Source organism: Streptomyces cyslabdanicus, from assembly GCF_052663305.1.
Genome location: NZ_JBQRUW010000002.1, coordinates 282,557 through 301,767, shown reverse-complemented (window position 1 = coordinate 301,767; position 19,211 = coordinate 282,557). Strand labels below are relative to the sequence as shown.

The 19,211-nt window shown below is 74.2% G+C and carries 16 protein-coding genes and 1 pseudogene; 7 read left to right on the top strand and 10 right to left on the bottom strand.

Annotated features, from left to right (window positions below; all coding sequences use genetic code 11):
* Nucleotides 1-10 precede the first annotated feature (10 nt).
* The 3 genes from lpdA to ACTYVM_RS01935 all read right to left on the bottom strand — a co-directional run bounded on the left by lpdA (nt 11) and on the right by ACTYVM_RS01935 (nt 4,476).
* Entirely contained in the window at nt 11-1,399 is a 1,389-nt protein-coding gene (gene lpdA / locus ACTYVM_RS01945) for a dihydrolipoyl dehydrogenase (protein ID WP_445524205.1), read from the bottom strand.
* 210 nt (nt 1,400-1,609) lie between these two features.
* Nucleotides 1,610-3,148 (bottom strand): leucyl aminopeptidase, encoded by a 1,539-nt coding sequence (locus tag ACTYVM_RS01940; RefSeq protein WP_445524204.1) that lies wholly within the window; start codon nt 3,146-3,148, stop codon nt 1,610-1,612.
* Nucleotides 3,149-3,693: 545 nt separating this feature from the next.
* Nucleotides 3,694-4,476 (bottom strand): adenosylcobinamide-GDP ribazoletransferase, encoded by a 783-nt coding sequence (locus tag ACTYVM_RS01935; RefSeq protein ID WP_445524203.1) that lies wholly within the window; start codon nt 4,474-4,476, stop codon nt 3,694-3,696.
* Nucleotides 4,477-4,551: 75 nt separating this feature from the next.
* On the opposite strand from ACTYVM_RS01935, the gene ACTYVM_RS01930 reads away from it, so the two are divergent.
* On the top strand, nt 4,552-5,322 hold the full coding sequence (locus tag ACTYVM_RS01930) for a hypothetical protein (protein ID WP_445524202.1): 771 nt from the start codon (nt 4,552-4,554) through the stop codon (nt 5,320-5,322).
* Here the strand turns inward: ACTYVM_RS01930 and ACTYVM_RS01925 are convergent.
* The 3 genes and pseudogenes from ACTYVM_RS01925 to cobT form a co-directional block, all read right to left on the bottom strand.
* Nucleotides 5,317-5,985: pseudogene (locus tag ACTYVM_RS01925) on the bottom strand (hypothetical protein); the annotation flags it as partial. The gene ACTYVM_RS01930 and the pseudogene ACTYVM_RS01925 sit on opposite strands and share 6 nt — an antisense overlap.
* Entirely contained in the window at nt 5,982-7,778 is a 1,797-nt protein-coding gene (locus ACTYVM_RS01920; protein WP_445524201.1) for a phosphatidylglycerol lysyltransferase domain-containing protein, read from the bottom strand. The gene ACTYVM_RS01920 and the pseudogene ACTYVM_RS01925, both read right to left, overlap by 4 nt.
* 618 nt (nt 7,779-8,396) lie before the next feature.
* Nucleotides 8,397-9,587, bottom strand: a complete 1,191-nt coding sequence (gene cobT, locus ACTYVM_RS01915; RefSeq protein WP_445524200.1) for a nicotinate-nucleotide--dimethylbenzimidazole phosphoribosyltransferase — start codon at nt 9,585-9,587, stop codon at nt 8,397-8,399.
* Between the two features lie 142 nt (nt 9,588-9,729).
* Here cobT and ACTYVM_RS01910 point away from each other — a divergent pair, with 142 nt between their 5' ends.
* Nucleotides 9,730-10,812: a class I SAM-dependent methyltransferase gene (locus ACTYVM_RS01910; RefSeq protein ID WP_445524199.1), complete on the top strand. Its 1,083-nt coding sequence runs from the start codon at nt 9,730-9,732 to the stop codon at nt 10,810-10,812.
* 98 nt (nt 10,813-10,910) lie between these two features.
* Here the strand turns inward: ACTYVM_RS01910 and ACTYVM_RS01905 are convergent, their stop codons facing one another.
* On the bottom strand, nt 10,911-12,131 hold the full coding sequence (locus ACTYVM_RS01905) for a bifunctional adenosylcobinamide kinase/adenosylcobinamide-phosphate guanylyltransferase (protein ID WP_445524198.1): 1,221 nt from the start codon (nt 12,129-12,131) through the stop codon (nt 10,911-10,913).
* A 205-nt stretch (nt 12,132-12,336) separates the two neighbouring features.
* Here ACTYVM_RS01905 and ACTYVM_RS01900 point away from each other — a divergent pair, with 205 nt between their 5' ends.
* Nucleotides 12,337-12,555 carry a hypothetical protein gene (locus ACTYVM_RS01900; RefSeq protein WP_400025759.1) on the top strand — a complete coding sequence of 73 codons (219 nt, stop codon included), beginning with the start codon at nt 12,337-12,339 and terminating at the stop codon, nt 12,553-12,555.
* Between the two features lie 88 nt (nt 12,556-12,643).
* Here ACTYVM_RS01900 and ACTYVM_RS01895 read toward each other — a convergent pair whose 3' ends face one another.
* From ACTYVM_RS01895 to ACTYVM_RS01885, 3 genes are all read right to left on the bottom strand, one after another.
* The gene (locus tag ACTYVM_RS01895; RefSeq protein ID WP_445524197.1) at nt 12,644-13,744 is read right to left on the bottom strand and encodes a S1C family serine protease; all 1,101 of its coding nucleotides are present in this window, start codon (nt 13,742-13,744) and stop codon (nt 12,644-12,646) included.
* 447 nt (nt 13,745-14,191) lie between these two features.
* Complete coding sequence (locus ACTYVM_RS01890) at nt 14,192-14,902, bottom strand: class I SAM-dependent methyltransferase (RefSeq protein ID WP_445524196.1); 711 nt, start codon at nt 14,900-14,902, stop codon at nt 14,192-14,194.
* An 83-nt stretch (nt 14,903-14,985) separates the two neighbouring features.
* The gene (locus tag ACTYVM_RS01885; RefSeq protein ID WP_445524195.1) at nt 14,986-15,585 is read right to left on the bottom strand and encodes a DUF3043 domain-containing protein; all 600 of its coding nucleotides are present in this window, start codon (nt 15,583-15,585) and stop codon (nt 14,986-14,988) included.
* A 285-nt stretch (nt 15,586-15,870) separates the two neighbouring features.
* On the opposite strand from ACTYVM_RS01885, the gene ACTYVM_RS01880 reads away from it, so the two are divergent.
* From ACTYVM_RS01880 to ACTYVM_RS01865, 4 genes are all read left to right on the top strand, one after another.
* Nucleotides 15,871-16,668 carry a PspA/IM30 family protein gene (locus ACTYVM_RS01880; protein ID WP_376395197.1) on the top strand — a complete coding sequence of 266 codons (798 nt, stop codon included), beginning with the start codon at nt 15,871-15,873 and terminating at the stop codon, nt 16,666-16,668.
* Nucleotides 16,669-16,724: 56 nt separating this feature from the next.
* Complete coding sequence (pspAA, locus tag ACTYVM_RS01875; protein WP_445524194.1) at nt 16,725-17,003, top strand: PspA-associated protein PspAA; 279 nt, start codon at nt 16,725-16,727, stop codon at nt 17,001-17,003.
* Nucleotides 17,004-17,186: 183 nt separating this feature from the next.
* Nucleotides 17,187-18,407: a sensor histidine kinase gene (locus tag ACTYVM_RS01870; RefSeq protein WP_445524193.1), complete on the top strand. Its 1,221-nt coding sequence runs from the start codon at nt 17,187-17,189 to the stop codon at nt 18,405-18,407.
* Nucleotides 18,404-19,087 (top strand): response regulator, encoded by a 684-nt coding sequence (locus ACTYVM_RS01865; RefSeq protein WP_445524192.1) that lies wholly within the window; start codon nt 18,404-18,406, stop codon nt 19,085-19,087. The genes ACTYVM_RS01870 and ACTYVM_RS01865 overlap by 4 nt, the downstream gene beginning before the upstream one ends.
* Nucleotides 19,088-19,211: the final 124 nt, after the last annotated feature.

Here is a 19,211-nt window from a genome sequence, read left to right as displayed (position 1 = left end):
GACGTGGGCGTCAGTCGTGGGAGTGCAGCGGCTTGCCGGCCAGGGCCAGGTGAGCCTCGCCGAGCGCCTCGTTCTGGGTCGGGTGGGCGTGGATGAGCTGGGCCACCTCGGCGGGCAGCGCCTCCCAGTTGTAGATCAGCTGGGCCTCGCCGACCTGCTCGCCCATGCGGTCGCCGACCATGTGGACACCGACCACGGCGCCGTCCTTGACCTGGACGAGCTTGATCTCGCCCGCGGTCTTCAGGATCTTGCTCTTGCCGTTGCCCGCCAGGTTGTACTTCAGGGCGACGACCTTGTCCGCGCCGTAGATCTCCTTGGCCTTGGCCTCGGAGATGCCGACGGAGGCGACCTCCGGGTGGCAGTACGTCACCCGCGGAACACCGTCGTAGTCGATCGGCACGGGCTTCAGACCGGCCAGACGCTCCGCCACCAGGATGCCCTCGGCGAACCCGACGTGCGCGAGCTGGAGGGTGGGGACCAGGTCGCCCACGGCGGAGAGGGTCGGGACGTTGGTGCGCATGTACTCGTCGACGAGGACGTAGCCGCGGTCCATGGCGACCCCGGCCTCCTCGTAGCCCAGGCCCTGGGAGACCGGGCCGCGGCCGATGGCGACGAGCAGGACCTCGGCCTCGAACTCCTTGCCGTCGGCGAGGGTGACCTTGACGCCGTCCTGGGTGTACTCGGCCTTCTGGAAGAAGGTGCCCAGGTTGAACTTGATCCCACGCTTGCGGAAGGCGCGCTCCAGCAGCTTCGAGGAGTTCTCGTCCTCGACCGGGACGAGGTGCTTCAGGCCCTCGACGATCGTGACGTCGGTGCCGAAGGACTTCCAGGCGGAGGCGAACTCGACGCCGATGACACCGCCGCCCAGGATGATCGCGGACTTCGGCACGCGGTCGAGGACGAGGGCGTGGTCGGAGGAGATGATGCGGTTGCCGTCGATCTGCAGGCCCGGCAGGGACTTCGGCACGGAGCCGGTCGCCAGGAGGACGTGACGGCCCTGGATCCGCTGCCCGTTGACGTCGACGGAGGTCGGGGAGGACAGCCGGCCCTCACCCTCGATGTAGGTCACCTTGCGGGACGCGATGAGTCCCTGGAGGCCCTTGTACAGGCCCGAGATGACGTCGTCCTTGTACTTGTGGACGGCGGGCACGTCGATGCCCTCGAAGCTGGCCTTCACACCGAACTGCTCGCTCTCGCGGGCCTGGTCGGCGATCTCGCCCGCGTGCAGCAGGGCCTTGGTGGGGATGCAACCCCGGTGCAGGCAGGTACCGCCGACCTTGTCCTTCTCGATCAGGGCGACGTCCAGGCCCAGCTGCGCCCCGCGCAGGGCCGCGGCGTAGCCACCGCTGCCACCGCCGAGGATCACTAGGTCGAAAACGGTGCTGGCGTCGTTCGCCACGTCACGTCCTCCATGCATTGCGCCGTACGCCGGTCGTCGGTGACCGGCAGGCGGCTGGTGTCCGGCCGCTTGAGTTTCGGCCCTTCGGTGGGGGCCCTGTCCTGCCGACGCCCATCTTCGCACTTGTCGGGAGTGAACGAGACGCGGGGCTGGAGTGTGATACACCCCACGCCCGCGGCCCGCGGAAGGACCGCGGGCCGCGGGGCGGACTCAGCCGAGGTCGCCGGAGGCGGCCAGTTCGGCGAGACGCACGAGCGTGCGGACCGCCGAGCCGGTGCCGCCCTTCGGCGTGTAGCCGAACGGGCCGCTCTCGTTGAAGGCCGGGCCCGCGATGTCGAGGTGCGCCCACGTGATGCCCTCGCCGACGAACTCGCGCAGGAACAGGCCGGCGACCAGGCCGCCGCCCATGCGCTCGCCCATGTTGGCGAGGTCGGCGGTCGGGGAGTCCATCCCCTTGCGCAGGTGCTCCGGCATGGGCATGGGCCACGCCTCCTCGCCGACCTCCTCCGCGGCCTCGTGGATCGCGGAGCGGAACGCGTCGTCGTTCGCCATGATCCCGAAGGTGCGGCTGCCCAGCGCCAGCACCATCGCGCCGGTCAGCGTGGCCACGTCCACGATCGCGTCCGGCTTCTCCTGCGAGGCGGCCCACAGCGCGTCCGCGAGGACCAGCCGGCCCTCGGCGTCGGTGTTGAGCACCTCCACCGTCTTGCCGCTGAACATGCGCAGCACGTCGCCGGGGCGGGTGGCGGAGCCGGAGGGCATGTTCTCGGCCAGCGCCAGCCAGCCGGTCACGTTGACCTCGAGGCCGAGCCGGGCGGCGGCGACGACGGCGGCGAACACGGCGGCGGCGCCGGCCATGTCGCACTTCATCGTCTCGTTGTGGCCGGCCGGCTTGAGCGAGATGCCGCCCGAGTCGTAGGTGATGCCCTTGCCGACCAGGGCCAGGTGCTTCTTCGCCTTGGGGCTGGTGTACGACAGCTTGACCAGACGCGGAGCCGCCGCCGAGCCGGAGCCGACGCCCAGGATGCCGCCGTAGCCGCCCTCGGCGAGCGCCTTCTCGTCGAGCACCTGCACCTTCAGGCCGTGCTTCTCGGCCGCGTCCTCGGCGACGGCGGCGAAGGCGGCCGGGTTCAGGTCGTTCGGCGGGGTGTTGATCAGGTCGCGGGCGCGGTTGAGCTCCTCGGCCAGGGCGGTGGCGCGCGCGACGGCGGCCTTGTGCGCCTCGTCGCCCGCGTTGTCGCCGAGCAGCACGGCCTCGCCGAGCGGCGCCTTGCCGTCGCGGGAGTCGGCGTCCTTGCCGTTCTCCTTGTAGGCGTCGAAGGAGTACGCGCCGAGCAGCGCGCCCTCGCCGACCGCGGCGGTACCGGCGGCGTCCGCGACCGGCAGCGCGAAGCCGGCCGTCTTCGTCCCGGCGAGAGCGCGGGCGGCGGCACCGGCGGCCCGGCGCAGCACCTCGGCCTCGTAGCCGGCGTCCTTCTCGGGGCGCGGGCCGAGGCCCACCGCGAGCACGAGCGGGGCCTTGAAACCGGACGGCGCGGGCAGCTTGGTCACCTCGCCCTCGGCACCGGAGGCGCCGAGGGTCCCCAGGACGTCGGCGAGCTTGCCGTCGTACGCCTCGTCGACGGACTCGGCGCCCGGAGCTACGACCAGGTCCCCGGACTTCGATCCGGAGTCCTTGGCGACACCGACCACGATCGCGTCGGCCCGCAGGCCGGGCGCCGCGGTGGTGCTGAGAGTGAGAGCAGTCACGGTGGTGAAATCTCGCTTCCCTGTGAAAGGTGGTTGGCCGAATTCGGGTGGGTCGACCGGGCCCGACCATAAGTCCTTCATACGGTGCGGTCTTCACCCGGGCAGGCAAACACCCGCCACGAGCCTACGCGCGTCACGGCGCCGGTCACTCCCGTGGGTGTTCACCCGGCGGATGCGTCGCCGTCACATCCCGGCTCCGCCACCGGCCGCAGGCACCGGCGCCGGTGGCCTCCGGCGCAGGCCCTGCCCGCCCGCCGGGCGGGCAACTGCCGTGCCCGGCAACCGAATCGGCGATGATCACCGGTGGCGCCTCCACACGGGACGGTACCGGCGGTGCCGGCCCACGGCAGGGGCACGGCGGTCGGCCCGAAGAACGATCGGGACCAGATCCCGCACCTGTCCGCGGACTTCGACTCCGCGGTCGACGAACAGGGCGCCCCGTACGGCGAATGCGCCCGGCCCAAGCCCTGCTCGCGGCGGGCGGGCGGTGTTCCACGCCGGGTACGAACCGGGGGTGTGGCGCCGGACCCGCCGAGCCGCCGGGTTCAGCGCAGGGCCAGGACGACCAGCGCGGCGGTGGCGGCCGTCTCGGCGAGCGCGCCGAAGACGTCGCCCGTCACGCCGCCGAAGCGGCGGGTGCAGTGGCGCAGGAGGAGCTCGGCGGCGGTCAGGGCGGCGGCCACCGCCAGCGCCGTGAGCACACAGGCCCAGGCGCCGAAGAGGGCGCCCGCCGCCACGGCGGCCGCCGCGACCGCGAGCACCGCGCCGATCGCGCCCGGCAGCGGGACCACCCCCGCGACCGCGGCCCCCAGGCCCTCCGGCCGGGCGGCCGGCACCCCGGTCCGGGCGGCCAGCGTCAGGGCCAGCCGGGCGACCGTCGCCGAGACGACGGCGGCGAGCGCGCCGCGGGCCCAGGAGCCGTCGTAGGCCCGGGTCAGCGCGGCCGCCTGGGCGAGCAGCACCAACACGAGCGTGATCACCCCGAAGGGGCCGATGTCCGACTGCTTCATGATCCGCAGGGCGTCCTCGGCGGGCTTGCCGCTGCCGAGTCCGTCCGCGGTGTCGGCGAGCCCGTCCAGGTGCAGACCGCGGGTCAGCGCGGCGGGCACGGCGACGCTGCCGACGGCGGCGAGCGGCGCGCCGGCGCCGGCGAGGAGCAGCAGCAGTCCCACGGCCGCGGCCGCCACCCCGACCACGAGTCCGGCGAGCGGCGCGCAGAGCATCCCCCCGCGTGCCGCCTCGCGGTCCCAGCGGCTCACCCTGACCGGAAGGACGGTGAGGGTGCCGAAGGCGAACCGCGGCCCGTGCGGCGAGGGGAACCTGAACACCCGGGCAGACTACGGGACCTGCGCGGACCCCCCGGCGGGCGGGCGGGCGACCGGCGCAGGCGGCACACTGCGTACATGGGCCACTGGCTGGAGCGGAACATCGTCGAACCCGGCAAGCTGCCCCTGCTCCTCGCCCTGACCGCCTTCGTCCTCACCTTCGTGGTCACCCGGGTGATCACTCGCCTGATCCGCGCCGGGAAGGGCCCCTTCGGCAACGTCAAGGCGGGCGGGCTGCACATCCACCACGCCGTCCCCGGCGTCGTCCTCACCATCCTCGGCGGTTTCGGCGTGGTGGCCAGCAGCGGCCGGCACTCCGCCGCCACGGCGGCCTTCGCGGTCGTCTTCGGCGTCGGCGCGGGCCTCGTGCTGGACGAGTTCGCGCTGATCCTTCACCTGGACGACGTCTACTGGACCGAGTCGGGCCGCAAGAGCGTCGAGGTCGTGGTGATCACAGCAGCGCTGGTCGGCCTCGTTCTCGCCGGTTTCTCCCCGTTCGGCGTCAACAACCTGTCCCGGGCCGAGCTGGAGGACCGCGGGGCGGTCATCACGAGCGTGGTGGTGAACTTCCTCTTCTCCCTGGTCGCCCTGAGCAAGGGCAAGGGCCGCATCGCCCTGTTCGGCGTGATCATTCCGTTCATCGCGCTGGTCGGCGCGATCCGCCTGGCCCGCCCCGACTCCTACTGGGACCGGCGTTTCTACCACCGCCGCCCGCGCGCCCGGGCCCGGGCCGGCCGGCGCGCCCGCCGGCACGACCGCCGCTGGTCCCGCCCCCGCCGGGCCTTCCAGGACTGGATCGGCGGCAAACCGGACCAGCAGCGGCCGGCCCGCCTGCCCGGGCGCAGATGACGCCGCGGCGCGCGGCACCCGGCGCCGGGCCGCCGACAGCGCGCACAGCAGCAGTACCCCGGCGATCGCCGCCAGGTGCTCCTTGCCGGCCAGGTTCTGTTTCAGCGCGACCTCCAGCGCCATGGCCGCGGTCACCGCGCCCGCCGTGACGTACGCCCCGTAGCGCCAGCCGGCGTAGACCGCGAGGCCCACCACGGCCGCCGACGGGCCGGTGTCCACCACGTGCGCGTCCGTCGCGGGCAGGCCGAGCGGGAGGTGCGGGCCCAGGGCCACGCCCAGGCGCGCGTACAGGGTCCCGGAGAGGGTGGCGACACAGGCGACGGCGAGGGTCCGCGGCCGGCCCAGGCAGATCTCGGCGACGCCGAACACGCACAGGACCTGCGCCAGCGCGCCCCACACCGGCAGGTCCAGCGCCGGCACGAACAGCGACAGGGGAGTGTGCAGCAGCGCGCGCCACAACGGCTCCTCGGCCCGTACGGCCCCGAGCTGCTGCACCGGGCCGTAGCCCCAGGACTGGTTCTGCACCAGCTGGAGCACCGCCGTCAGGGCCACCGCTCCGACGGTCATCGGGACGGCCCGCAGGCGCCGCTTCAGCAGCGGCTCGCGCACGGTGGCGTACAGCAGCCCCCATTCGGCGCGGGCCCAGCGGGCGAGTGCGCTCATCCGTGCGTCTCCCGGTGTCTTCGGTGCAGCCACTTCGGCGGCCCCGGCGCCTCCAGGAACCCCTCCGCGCGCGCCGCCGCGAGGCCGATGCGCAGCAGGTCCGCGCTCTTCTCGAAGAGCAGGAACCGCGGTTCCCAGATGGGCCGGTACTTGGCGTTCGCGCGGTACAGCGACTCGATCTGCCACCAGCGGGAGAACAGCCCGAGCAGTGACCGCCACAGCCTCAGCACCGGTCCCGCGCCAAGACGCGCCCCCCTTTCGAAGACGGAGCGGAACACCGCGAAGTTGAGCGAGACCTGGGTGACCTCGATCTGCCGGGCCCGGCGCAGCAGGTCGAGCACCATGAACTCCATGAGCCCGTTGCCGGCGTGCCGGTCGCGGCGCATCACGTCCAGGGACAGCCCGTGCGGCCCCCAGGGCACGAACGACAGCAGGGCCCTGAGCTCGCCGCGGTCGTCATGGCACTCCAGCATCACGCACCGCCCGTCCCGCGGGTCGCCGAGCCGGCCAAGGGCCATGCTGAAGCCGCGCTCGGTGGGGCCGTCCCGCCAGTCGTCCGCCCGGTCGACCAGGTACGCCATCTCGTGTGCGGGGATGTCCTCGTGCCGCCGGACGCGCACGGTGTACCCGGCGCGCGCGACCCGGTTGTAGGCCTGCCGCACGGTCCGCATGGCCCGCCCCTCCAGGGTGAAGCCGTCCACCTCGACCACGGCCTCGTCGCCCAGTTCCAGGGCGTCCAGGCCGTGCCGCGCGTACACCGTGCCGGCCTCCTCGCTCGCGCCCATCACGGCGGGGATCCAGCCGTGCGCCCGCGCCTCGGCCAGCCATCCCTCGATGGCGCCGGGCCAGGCCTCCGGGTCGCCGAGCGGGTCCCCGGAGGCCAGGGACACCCCGCCCAGGACGCGGTAGGCGACGGCGGCCTTTCCGGTCGGCGACCAGATCACGCTCTTGTCCCGGCGCAGCGCGAAGTAGCCGAGCGAGTCGCGCTCGCCGTGTCGGGTCAGCAGCTCCCGCAGCCGTCCCTCGTCGTCGGCGGTGAGCGGGTCGACGGCGCGGCGGGAGCGGAAGGCGGCGTACAGGACGGCGAGGACCAGGGCCGTGGACAGGACGTTGATCGACACGTTCACCCAGCTCGGGGTGTCGATGCCGGGGAAACGGGATGCGGAGGCGTCGACCGAGACGAGCCGCAGCGTGCCGTAGCGCCAGCGCTCCGGGTACGTCGAACGGGCCGCGTCCGGGGCCTGGTTGGTGACCGTCACCAGCAGCGTGGCGAGCAGCGAGGAGACCAGCAGCCCGCCGAGGCCGACGGCGGCGGCGAGCCGCGGGTTGGCGCGGTCGCCCTTGGCGTAGAACTCGCGGCGGCCGAGCAGCAGCGCGGCGACGAAGGCGGCGGTGAGGACCAGGGAGATCCAGTTCTGCGCGAAGTGGCGGATCTCCGGGAAGGTCATGGTGAACGCGAACAGCGCGAGGAACGGCCCGGACAGCGCCATGTTCAGGATCCAGGCGGCCCGTTTGCGCCGCCGCATGGTGATGGCCAGGAAGGCGGCGAACACGCCGGAGGCGAAGCCGGCGGTCAGCAGGTACGGCGTGAAGAGGTCCTCACGGTTGTGCCGCCGCACGTCCTGCTCCAGGGAGACCCAGACCGCGCTGAGGAAGTTGACGAACGCGACTGCCCGCAGGTACCAGACGGCGGACGCGGCGGCCCGCCGCGAGACCCCGCCGCCCGGCCGCCCCGCCTCGGCCACGCGAACCGGGGCCCGCTCCCCACGCACGGCAATTCGGGCATCTCCCATGAACAGTGATCATATGGGCGCTACCTCGACGGGTGTCCCTTTTCACCCGCCGTCCGTGCGCGACGCTGCCGGCGCCGGGGTCGGACGGCCTGCGGGGTCCGCCCGGCCTTTTGCGAGTGACCGCCGTGTTCCCGGGCGGGGCCGGAGTGCGGCTGCGCCGGGGTCGGCGGGTGGCTGGGGCGTGTGGACGGGCTGTGCCGGGGCGATGTTGCCCTGGGGCCGGCGGGTGAACGCGGGCGCGGCCGGGTGAGGCCGGTGGGCGTCCCCTCGCCGGGCCGGGCGGTGCCGGTAGGCCGGGCGGTGCCAGTGGGTACCGCCGCGTTCGCCGTGGCGTGCGGGCGTGCGGGCGGCGGGACGCATACATGGCCTCGGCGCCCGCGCAGTAGTACACGCGGTCCCGCGCGCCGCACGTGTCGACACGCCGCACGGCGGCCAGCTGGGCCAGGGTGGCCGGGCGGGGGCGAGGGTGCGGCTGCCGGGCCGGGCCCGGCCTCGGGCGGCTCGTGTGGGGGACGGCCGGTGCTGGGCCGGGCCGCGCGGCTCGTGTGGGGCGGCCGGTGCCCGGCCGGGTCCGTGCGGCTCGTGTGGGGCCGCCGGTGCCCGGCCGGGCCCGGGTGGCTACTTCTCGGCTGCCTTCTCCTCGGCCGTCCCGTCTTCGGGCGCCTCTTCCCCGGCCGGCCTCTCCGTGGCCGTTTGGTCCCCGGTCGTCCGGCCCTTGGTCGCGTCGTCCTCGGTCGCTTCGGGCTCCGGGGCGTCCGGGGTCTCCGGGCGCTCGGGCAGCTCCGCGGCCAGTGCGGCGGCGCTCTGGACCAGGGGCAGCGCCAGCAGGGCCCCCGCCCCCTCGCCGACCCGGACACCGTGGTCCACGAGCGGCTCCAGCGCCATCCGGTCCAGGGCCTTGGCCTGGCCCGGCTCGCCGCTGTGGTGACCGGCCAGCCACCAGTCCGGCGCCCGGAACGCCACCCGCTGTCCCACCAGCGCGCACGCAGCCGACACCACGCCGTCCAGGATCACCGGCAGCTTCCGCACCGCGCACTGCAACAGGAAACCCGTCATCGCGGCGAGGTCGGCCCCGCCCACCGTGGCCAGCAGCTGCAACTGGTCCCCGAGGACGGGCCGGGCCCGGCGCAGCGCGTCCCGGATCGCCGCGCACTTGCGCATCCACGCCAGGTCGTCGATCGGCTCGCCGCCGCGCCCCGTCACCACCGACGCGTCCGTCCCGCACAGCGCGGCGATCAGCACGGCGGCCGGCGTGGTCCCGCCGACGCTGATGTCGCCCAGCACCACCAGGTCCGTACCGGAGTCGGCCTCCTCGTCGGCCACCGCCACGCCGGCCCTGAAGGCGGCCTCCGCCTCCTCGAGGGTCAGCGCGTCCTCGATGTCGACGCGCCCGCTGCCGCGCCGCACCCGGTGCCGCACGACGTCCCCGGGCAGCGACTCGGGCGCGCAGTCCAGCGCCATGTCGACCACCCGTACCGGCACGCCGAGCCGCCGGGCCAGCACGGACACCGGCCGGCCGCCCTCCAGCACCGCCCGTACCAGCTGCTCGGCGCTGCCCGCGGGGCGCACCGACACACCCAGTTCCGCGACCCCGTGGTCGCCGGCGAACAGCACCGCCTTCGGCCGTTCGACCGGCCGCACCGGTACGGCGGACTGGGCCGCGGCCAGCCACTCACCCAGGTCGTCCAGGCGGCCCAGCACACCGGGCGGCACGACCTGACGCTCCCGGCGCACCTCGGCGTCACGGCGCAGTCCGCCGTCCGGGCGCTCGATCAGATCGGTGAAGTCGTCGAGATTCAGCGCGCTCATTCGCCGAACAGTACCGGCCCCGATCCCAGCGGGCCGCGCCACATCGCCACCACACCCGTACGGCGTCTTTCCGGCCAAGATCCGGATCCCATACGTTCCCTTTGCAGTGACTTGTTCTCGCAGTGACCATCGGGAGCCGCCCATGCCGCCCCTGCCGTACGCTCCGGGGTTCTACGACCCCCGCCGCCTCGCGTACGCCGCCGAACTCGCCCAGGGCACCGGTCGTTTCCAGGAGCCGCCCCGCGCCGACTGCCCGTGGTGCGGCTCCGGCCGGCTGCGCACCCGGCTGCGCGCGCCGGACCTGCTCCAGCACAAGCCGGGCACGTTCGCGGTCGACGAGTGCCTGGACTGCGGCCACGCCTTCCAGAACCCCCGGCTCACGGCGGCCGGACTCGCCTTCTACCACCGGGACTTCGACGAGGACGCCCCGGGAGGCCTCGCGGACCCCGCGTTCGCGGCCCGCCGCGCCCGCCGCCGGCACCGGTCCGACGCGCGCCGGATGAGCACCGTGGGGGAGCCGGAGAGCTGGCTGGACGTCGGCACGGGCCACGGCCACTTCCCCGGGGCGGCGCAGGAGGTGTTCCCCTACACCGCCTTCGACGGCCTGGACCCCACCCAGCGCGTGGAGCGGGCCCGTGAGCAGGGGCGGGTCGAGGAGGCCCACGTCGGGCACCTGGCCGACCCGCACATCGCCGAGCGGCTGCGAGCGCGCTACGACGTGGTCAGCATCTTCCACCACCTGGCCCATGTGCCGGACCCCCGCGCGGAGTTGCGGGGCGCCCTCACCGCGCTGCGCCCCGGCGGGCACCTGCTGATCGAACTGCCCGACCCGCAGTGCGTGCCCGCCCGGCTGCTGGGCAGATGGTGGCTGCCGCACGGCCAGCCGCGCCATCTGCACCTGCTGCCGCCGGCCAACCTCCGCGCGGAACTGGAGTCCCAGGGCTGCACCGTCCTCGTCACCGACCGCCGCGCCCCGCACACGCCGAACGACCTGGCGGCGGCCACCGCCCTGGTCCTCGCCCATGTGCTGCCCGCCGCCGACGCCCCCTGGCACGACGATCCGCCGACCGGCCTCCAGCACACCCTGCGCACGGCCCTGACCGCCCTCGCCGCCCCCCTGGTGGACGCGGCGGCACTCCTGGACCTCCTCCTCTCGCCCCTCCTCCGCCACATCCCCGGCCTCTCCAACACCTACCGGGTCGTCGCCCGAGGTCCCCTGCCCTGAGCCGCACGGCACGGCACCCGCGACCGGCCTCGGCCGCGGCGCACGGCGGCGTACGGCGGCGCACCCGGACGGTGCCGGACCCGCACGCCTCCACCCGGTCAGCCGCGCAGCACCAGCGCCTGACCGGCCACCACCAGCAGGACCTGTTCGCACTCCGCGGCGAACGCGGCGTTCAGACGGCCGAGTTCGTCCCGGTAGCGGCGGCCTGAGGCGGTGGCGGGGACGATGCCCGAGCCGACCTCGTTGGAGACCGCCACCACGGTGCGCCGGGTGGCGCGCAGGGCCTCGGTCAGGGCCGTCACCCGTTCGCGCAGGGCGCGTTCGCCGCCGCCCGCCCACTCGGCGTCGTCCCAGGCGCGCACGGAGTCCATCGCGTCCGTCAGCCACAGCGACAGGCAGTCGACGAGCAGCGGCGGGCCGTCCTGCGCCAGCAACGGCACCAGGTCGCACGTCTCGGTCGTGCGCCACGAGCCCGGCCGCCGCTCCCGGTGCGCGGCCACCCGGGCCGCCCACTCGGTGTCCCCGCCGCGGGTGCCGCCGGTGGCCACGTACAGCACGCCGGGGAACGCCTCCAGGCGCCGCTCGGCCTCCACCGACTTGCCCGACCGTGCCCCGCCGAGCACGAGCGTGCGCCGGGGCACGGTCGGTACATCCGGTTCAGCTGGTTCATTCACGTATGCCCCGACCGTCAGTGTCGTACCGTCCGGCACGGCCCGCGCCCCCGCGGCCGCGAGCCGCCGGCGCAGCTCCGGACCCGGGGGCACGTCGTGGTCGAGGTGGACCGCGACGACGTCCGTGGCCGGCCCCACCGCCCCGACCGCCCGCAGCCTGGCCAGCGCGTCGGGTCGCCCCACCACGTCCGACAGGACCACGTCGTACGTCCGCGCGGAACCCTCCTCCAGACCGGCCGGCGCGCCGCCCGGCGGCAGGTACAGCAGCCGCTGCCCGTCCGGGCCGGTCACCGCGTACCCGGTGCCGGGGGCGTCCAGCGCCACCGCCCGCACCCGGTGCCCCGTCGACAGCGTCATCTCCCGCCCGTCCGGCACCCGCCCCGGCTGCGGCAGCCCGGCCGGCACCTCGACCGCGGGACCGTCGTGCGGGTGCGACAGCAGCACGTGCCCCACGCCGCCCAGCGACTGCCCCGCCCGCGCCGCCGCGAACGCCGCGCCGGGGGTCAGGTCCAGCAGCAGCGCCCCGTCCACGAGCAGCGCGGTCGCCGCCCGCGCGTCCGCGCCGAACGCGGTCGCGCAGGCCGCGCAGGGACAGTCGGGGCGGGGCAGTCCCGCGGGGGCACCGGTGCCGAGCAGAGTCACGTCCACGGACCCGATTTTCGCCTGCCGCCGCGGGACCCGCGCATCCGGCCGGGGTCTGTCCGGCGGATCGGGGAGCGGAACACCGCCACCCGCGCCCGGGGCATGATCCACCACACGGGCGGGAAGGTCACGAGAGGCCCTAGGCTGCGGGCGGGAGGCCGGACAGGATCCGGCCCGCGCTGTGCAGTGTGCTCATACCAGGGAGGCGTACATGGCGGCATGGACGTGGCGGTTCGAGACGACCGACGGGACGGAGGTCCAGCCCGCGGTGCAGCCCGAGGAGTTCACCACGCAGGGCGACGCCGAGTCCTGGATCGGCGAGAACTGGAAGGACCTGCTCGACGGCGGCGCGGACCAGGTGCGGCTGTTCGAGGACGCCAAGGAGATCTACGGCCCGATGAGCCTGCACGGGGACGAGGCCCCGGCGTAGGGCCTGTTGCGAGGGCCCCGGCGTAGGGCCTGTTGCGCGGCAGGTCCTGGGCGGACCGGGCGGCATTCGGTGGCCGCCCGCCCCCGGCTCACTGCTCGCCCAGCGTCACGTCCACCGTCTTCTCGCTGCCGTCACGCGAGTACGTCACCGTCGTCCGCTGTCCCGGCCGGTCGGCGGCGAGGACCTCCGACAGCGAGGTGATCGTGGTGATGTCCTTGCCGCCCACCTTGGTGATGATGTCCCCGGGCCGGATCCCCGCCCGCGCCGCGGCCCCGCCGTCCTTCACGACCACCACCGCGACCCCGGCGGGCTCGTAGTCCGGGCCGACGACGGTGCGCCCGGTGATGCCGAGCGCGGCCCGGCCGGAGTTCACGACCCTGCCGTACCGCACGATCTGGCCGGCGATCGTCTTCACCGTCGACGCCGGGATCGCGAAGCCGATGCCCGGCGCGGCGCTGCCGCCGAGCTGGGGGTCGGCCGCGGCGAGTGTCGGGATGCCGATGACCTGGCCGTTCAGGTTCACCAGCGCGCCCCCGCTGTTGCCCGGGTTGATCGCGGCCGACGTCTGCACCATCCCGGCGATCGTGGCCCCCGTGCCGCCGCCCTCCTGCCCCTCGCTGACGGTGCGTCCGGTCGCCGACACGATCCCCTGGGTCACGCTGGACGACAGCCCCAGCGGCGAGCCCATGGCCAGGACGATCTGCCCGACCTCCACCTTCCCCGATTCGCCGAAGGTGGCCGCCTTCAGCCCGTGCGGCACCTTGTCCAGCTTGACCACGGCGAGGTCCTGGTCCGGGTAGGAGGAGACCAGCGTGGCGGTGAGCGACGCCTCGCTGTTCGCCGTGGTCACCTGGAACCTCTTCCCGGTCCCGACGACGTGCGCGTTGGTGACGACGTGCCCCTTGTCGTCGTACACGACCCCGGACCCCAGCTGGTCGCCGGACTGGATCTGCACGACCGACGGCAGAGCCTCCTTGATCACCCGCATGAAGGCGGTCTGAAGATCGTTCGCCGAGGTCGCGGCGGCCGGCTGCCGGGCCCCGGCCGGGTCCGGCGACCCGGGGGCCGTCGCCTGCGGGTCGGCCGCGCCGTCGCACCCGGACAGCAGCGCGGCGCAGCAGAGGAGGGCGGCGAGCAGGGCGATCGGCCGCGGACCGCGGGCGAGGGCACGCGCGGGGAAGACATCCATGCCCCGAGTCTCGCCGCACGCCCCACGCCCGGCTCCCGGTACTCACCCGAACGAGCGGCACCAGCCGACCGCCTGCGGCGGGCGTGGCGTGGGGGCGGCTGGTTGCGAACCATGCTCCGCACGGGCTCGGCCCGGTGGCCGGCAGCGCACCCCGGACAGGTGCGGCCCCGCTTGTCGGACTGCGTGCCCCGCGGAGGGCGGCCGGTGGTCAGCGGGGCCCCGGTCGGATGACGGCTGCTCTTCAGCGGCGCACCCGCACAGGGTGCGTGCCGCGTCCGCCGCATGGCTGCGGCCGGTCTTCAGAAGGGCACCGCGCGCGGCGGGCGCGGCCGGTGGTCGGCCACGCACCCTGCACGGGTGCGGCCGGTCCCCGTGCCCGCCCCGCACGGGTGCGACGGTGGTCCGTCGCGCACCCCGCACGGGTGCGGTCCGTATCGTGACGCGGCGTCAGCCGCGTACGCCGCACAGGTGCAGCAGTGCCGCCACCGCGCGGTAGGGGTCCGTCCGGCCGGCGCGTTCCTCGGCCGCCAGCAGTGTTTCCAGTGTCTCGGTGTCGGACGGGGGCTCCGCGTCGTCCGCCGCCGTGTCCGTGAAGACCCGTACCCCGTACCAGGTCCGCAGCGGCGCCCCGATCCCGGCGAGGGTCGCCGTCAGGTTCCCGAGGCGGTCCGCCCGTACGTCCAGCCCCAGCCGGTTGCGGTACGCCGTCGTGTCGAACGCGGCCAGCGTCGTCGGCCACTCGCCGGACAGCCCCGGGCGCAGCGCCAGCGCGTCGCCGTTGCGCACCAGCAGCGACAGCAGGCCGCCCGGCGCGAGCATCCGCGCCAGCCCCGCGAGCAGCGGGTCCGGCTCCTCGACGTACATCAGCACCCCGTGGCACAGCACCACGTCGAAACTGCCCGGCAGGAAGTGCACGCCGGTGTCCTGGCCGTCGCCCTCGACGATCCGCACCCGCGCCCGGATGCCCTCCGGCTCGGCGGCCAGCGCGGCGCGGGCCACCGAGATCATCGTCTGCTCCCGTTCGATGCCGGTGACCTGGTGCCCGGCCCGGGCCAGCCGCAGTGCCTGGGTGCCCTGGCCCATTCCCACGTCGAGCACCCGCAGCCGCTGCCCGACCGGGAACCGCCCGGCTATCTGCTCGTCGAGCTGCCGGGCCACCAGTTGCTGTCGTACGACGTCACGCAGCCCACCCAGTTTGTGCAGCCAGGCGTCCGCCGCACCCTCGGAGAAAGCGGTCGCGCTCAGGGCCGCTCCCCGCGCTTGACCTGCGGCTTGGGCAGCCGGAGCCGGCGCATCTGGAGGGAGCGCATCAGGGCGTAGGCGACCGCGCCCCGCTTGCTCTGGTCCGGGAAGCGCTCGTTCAGGCGCTTCTTCAGCCGGAAACCGCTGAGCGCCGAGTCCAGCACGATCAGGACGATCACCACGAGCCACAGCAGCAGCGCGATGTTCTGCAGCGCGGGCACCCGGATCATGCTCAGGACCAGGATGACCACGGCCATCGGCAGGAAGAACTCCGCGATGTTGAACCGCGAGTCGATGAAGTCGCGCGCGAACCGGCGCACCGGGCCCTTGTCGCGGGCCGGCAGATAGCGCTCGTCGCCGCTCGCCAGGGCCTGGCGCTGCCGCTCCAACTGGACTCGGCGCTCCTCGCGCTGCCGCTTCGCGGCGTCCTTGCGCGTCATCGACGTGTTGGCGACGCTGCGGCGCTGGGAACGCGCCTCACTCCGCTTGGGGGTGGGGCGCCCCTTGGGGGCCTGCGGGTCGCGGGTCTGCTTGGAGACGCTCACCGGTGCCTTGTCGGCGACCGGGGCCTTCTCATCCTTGGCACGGCTACGGAACACAAAACCCAAGGGTAAGGGCTTGACCCGCATGGACCCCAGCCCCGCGGGGAACGATCCGGCAACACCGATCGTCTGTACGGGGACAGAGGGGACGTCTTGCGACCGTCGTCGCCCGGTGATCAGGGGGGCGCATCCTCCCTGCGCCGGAGCGGAAGCGGACGCAGTCGTCCTCGGGGATGACCGTATCCGCTCCCGAACAGTGCGGTAATGGTCACAGGGCCCGTACTGTGGGTTCTGTCGCAGAGCTGTGAGCTGGAGTCCGTCAGAAGGGGGCGCGCGAAGCCCATGAGCGGTGTCATGAAGCGTATGGGGATGATCTTCCGCGCGAAGGCGAACAAGGCCCTTGACCGGGCCGAGGACCCGCGCGAGACCCTCGATTACTCGTACCAGAAGCAGTTGGAGCTGCTGCAGAAGGTGCGGCGCGGTGTCGCGGACGTGGCGACCAGCCGCAAGCGCCTGGAGCTCCAGCTGAACCAGTTGCAGCAGCAGTCCGGGAAGCTGGAGGACCAGGGCCGCAAGGCGCTCGCGCTGGGCCGCGAGGACCTGGCCCGCGAGGCGCTCTCCCGTCGTGCCGCGCTCCAGCAGCAGGTCACGGACCTGCAGACGCAGCACGCCACGCTCCAGGGCGAGGAGGAGAAGCTCACCCTGGCGGCCCAGCGCCTCCAGGCCAAGGTCGACGCCTTCCGTACGAAGAAGGAGACGATCAAGGCGACCTACACGGCGGCCCAGGCGCAGACCCGGATCGGCGAGGCGTTCTCCGGCATCTCCGAGGAGATGGGCGACGTCGGCCTGGCCATCCAGCGGGCCGAGGACAAGACCGCGCAGCTCCAGGCCCGGGCCGGCGCGATCGACGAGCTGCTCGCCTCCGGTGCCCTGGACGACCCCTCCGGTCTGGCCAAGGACGACATCCAGACCGAGCTGGACCGGCTCTCCGGTGGTACGGATGTAGAGCTGGAGCTCCAGCGCATGAAGGCGGAGCTGGCCGGAGGCTCGTCCGCGGACCGGCAGGCGATCGAAGGCGGCGCGGGCGAGGGCCGGCCCCAGCAGCAGCCGCAGGACACCCCCCGCTTCGACAAGCAGTGAGCCGCGTCGAGGCACGCCGCGTCACCGACAGCCGGGGCCACGCCAAGGAGGGCGACATGATCGTACGGATCATGGGAGAGGGACAGGTGAGGCTGGCCGACGGCCACCTCGCCGACCTCAACAAACTGGACGACGAACTCCTGGTCGAGATGGAGAAGGGCGACGGTCCCGGCTTCCGTCGCACCCTCGCGGCCCTGCTGTCCAGGGTCCGCGAACTGGGCGAGCCCGTGCCGGACGACTCCCTGGAGCCGTCCGACCTGATCCTCCCCGCCGCGGACGCCACCCTGGAGCAGGTCCGGGACCTGCTGAGCGACGACGGCCTCATCCCCGGGTGATTCCCGGGTGTGGCCCGTGAGGCCCGGGTGCGGTCCGCGAGCCCTGTGCTCGTGATGCCCGTGAGGACGGACCGCCTGTCCGGGGGAGTACGGCAGCTCCCGGACAGGAGCCGCGCCAGGGCCCGTACCGGCGTGGGACGCCGCCGTCCCCGTACGGCGGGCCACCCCGTACCGTAGACAGGCGTGACCACCCTCGACCGCGCCCGATGCCGGCTGAAGGCGCACCCCTTCGCGCTGGACGCGGCCCTCGCGGCCTGCGTCCTCGTGTGCATGGTGGTCGGCTCCTTCGTGGGCCCGCGCGGCGACCACGCCGTCAGCTGGGGGGTGCGCCGGCCCGAGCTGCTCAGCCTGGTCCTCATGGTCCTCGGCGCCGCCGCCCTCGTCCTCCGCCGCCGCGCCCCCCGCACCGTCCTCGCCCTCACCGGCACCATGTCGGTCGTCGAGTTCGTCACCGGGGACCCCCGCGCCCCCGTCGCCATGTCCGCCGTGGTCGCCCTCTTCACCGTCGCGGCCGTCACCGACCGCCTCACCACCCTGCGTCTGGGCCTGACCGCCATGACCGTGCTGACCGGCGCCGCCATGCTCGCCGGGCCGATGCCCTGGTACGCGCAGGAGAACCTGGCGATCTTCGCCTGGACCGGCATGGCCGCCGCCGGCGGGGACGCCGTTCGCAGCCGACGCGCCTTCGTGCACGCCATCAGGGAGCGGGCCGAGCGCGCCGAGCGCACCCGTGAGGAGGAGGCCCGCCGCCGGGTCGCCGAGGAACGCCTGCGCATCGCCCGCGACCTGCACGACGTCGTCGCCCACCACATCGCCCTGGTCAACGTGCAGGCCGGGGTGGCCGCCCACGTCATGGACAAGCGGCCCGACCAGGCCAAGGAGGCCCTCGGCCACGTCCGGGAGGCCAGCCGCTCCGCGCTCGACGAACTGCGCGCCACCGTGGGCCTGCTCCGGCAGTCCGGCGACCCGGAGGCCCCCACGGAACCGGCCCCCGGCCTGGACCGCCTCGACGAGCTCGTCGGCACCTTCCGCAGCGCCGGACTGCACGTCGAGGTCGCCCGCGCCGACCACGGCACCATCCTCCAGGCCGCCGTCGGCCTGGCCGCGTTCCGGGTCGTCCAGGAAGCCCTCACCAATGTGCAGAAACACGCAGGCACCCGGGCGAAGGCCGAGGTCAGCGTCGTACGCGTCGGACCGCACATCGAGATCACGGTCCTGGACGACGGGGCCGGCGAGACCGCGGGACCGCAGACGGGCGGCGGACACGGACTGCTGGGCATGCGCGAGCGGGTCACCGCCCTGGCCGGCACCCTCACCACCGGCCCCCGCTACGGCGGCGGCTTCCGCGTCCATGCGATCCTGCCGGTCGAGACCCGCACGCGTGCCCCGGGGGACCCCGTATGACGATCCGTGTCCTGCTCGCCGACGACCAGGCACTCCTGCGCAGCGCCTTCCGGGTGCTCGTCGACTCCGAGCCGGACATGGAGGTGGTGGGGGAGGCGTCCGACGGCGCGGAGGCGGTACGGCTCGCCAAGGAGCGGCGGGCCGACGTGGTGCTGATGGACATCCGCATGCCCGGCACCGACGGCCTCGCGGCCACCCGCATGATCAGCGCCGACCCCTCCCTCGCCCAGGTGCACGTGGTCATCCTGACCACCTTCGAGGTGGACGACTACGTGGTGCGGTCGCTGCGCGCGGGCGCCTGCGGCTTCCTCGGCAAGGGCAGCGAACCCGAGGAACTGCTGAGCGCCATCCGGGTCGCGGCGCAGGGAGAGGCGCTGCTGTCCCCGGTGGCCACCAAGGGCCTGATCGCCCGCTTCCTCGCGCAGGGCGACGCGGCGGACGACGGCCGCGACCCGGCCCGCCCCACCCGGCTGGACGCGCTGACCGTGCGGGAGCGCGAGGTGCTCGTCCAGGTCGCCGGCGGACACTCCAACGACGAGATCGCCGAACGCCTGGAGGTCAGCCCGCTGACCGTGAAGACCCACGTCAACCGGGCCATGGCCAAGCTGGGCGCCCGCGACCGGGCTCAGCTCGTCGTCATCGCCTACGAGTCCGGACTCGTGCGTCCCCGGGCGGAGTGAGCGCGGCCCGCGCGGTCGCATGCCCCGGTACGTCGCGGGGCGTAGCGCCCTCGGTACGGGCGTACTGCGCCCGGAGTAGACGCCGCGCGCGGAAATGGACCAGGGGGCTACGGATCGCCGTCCG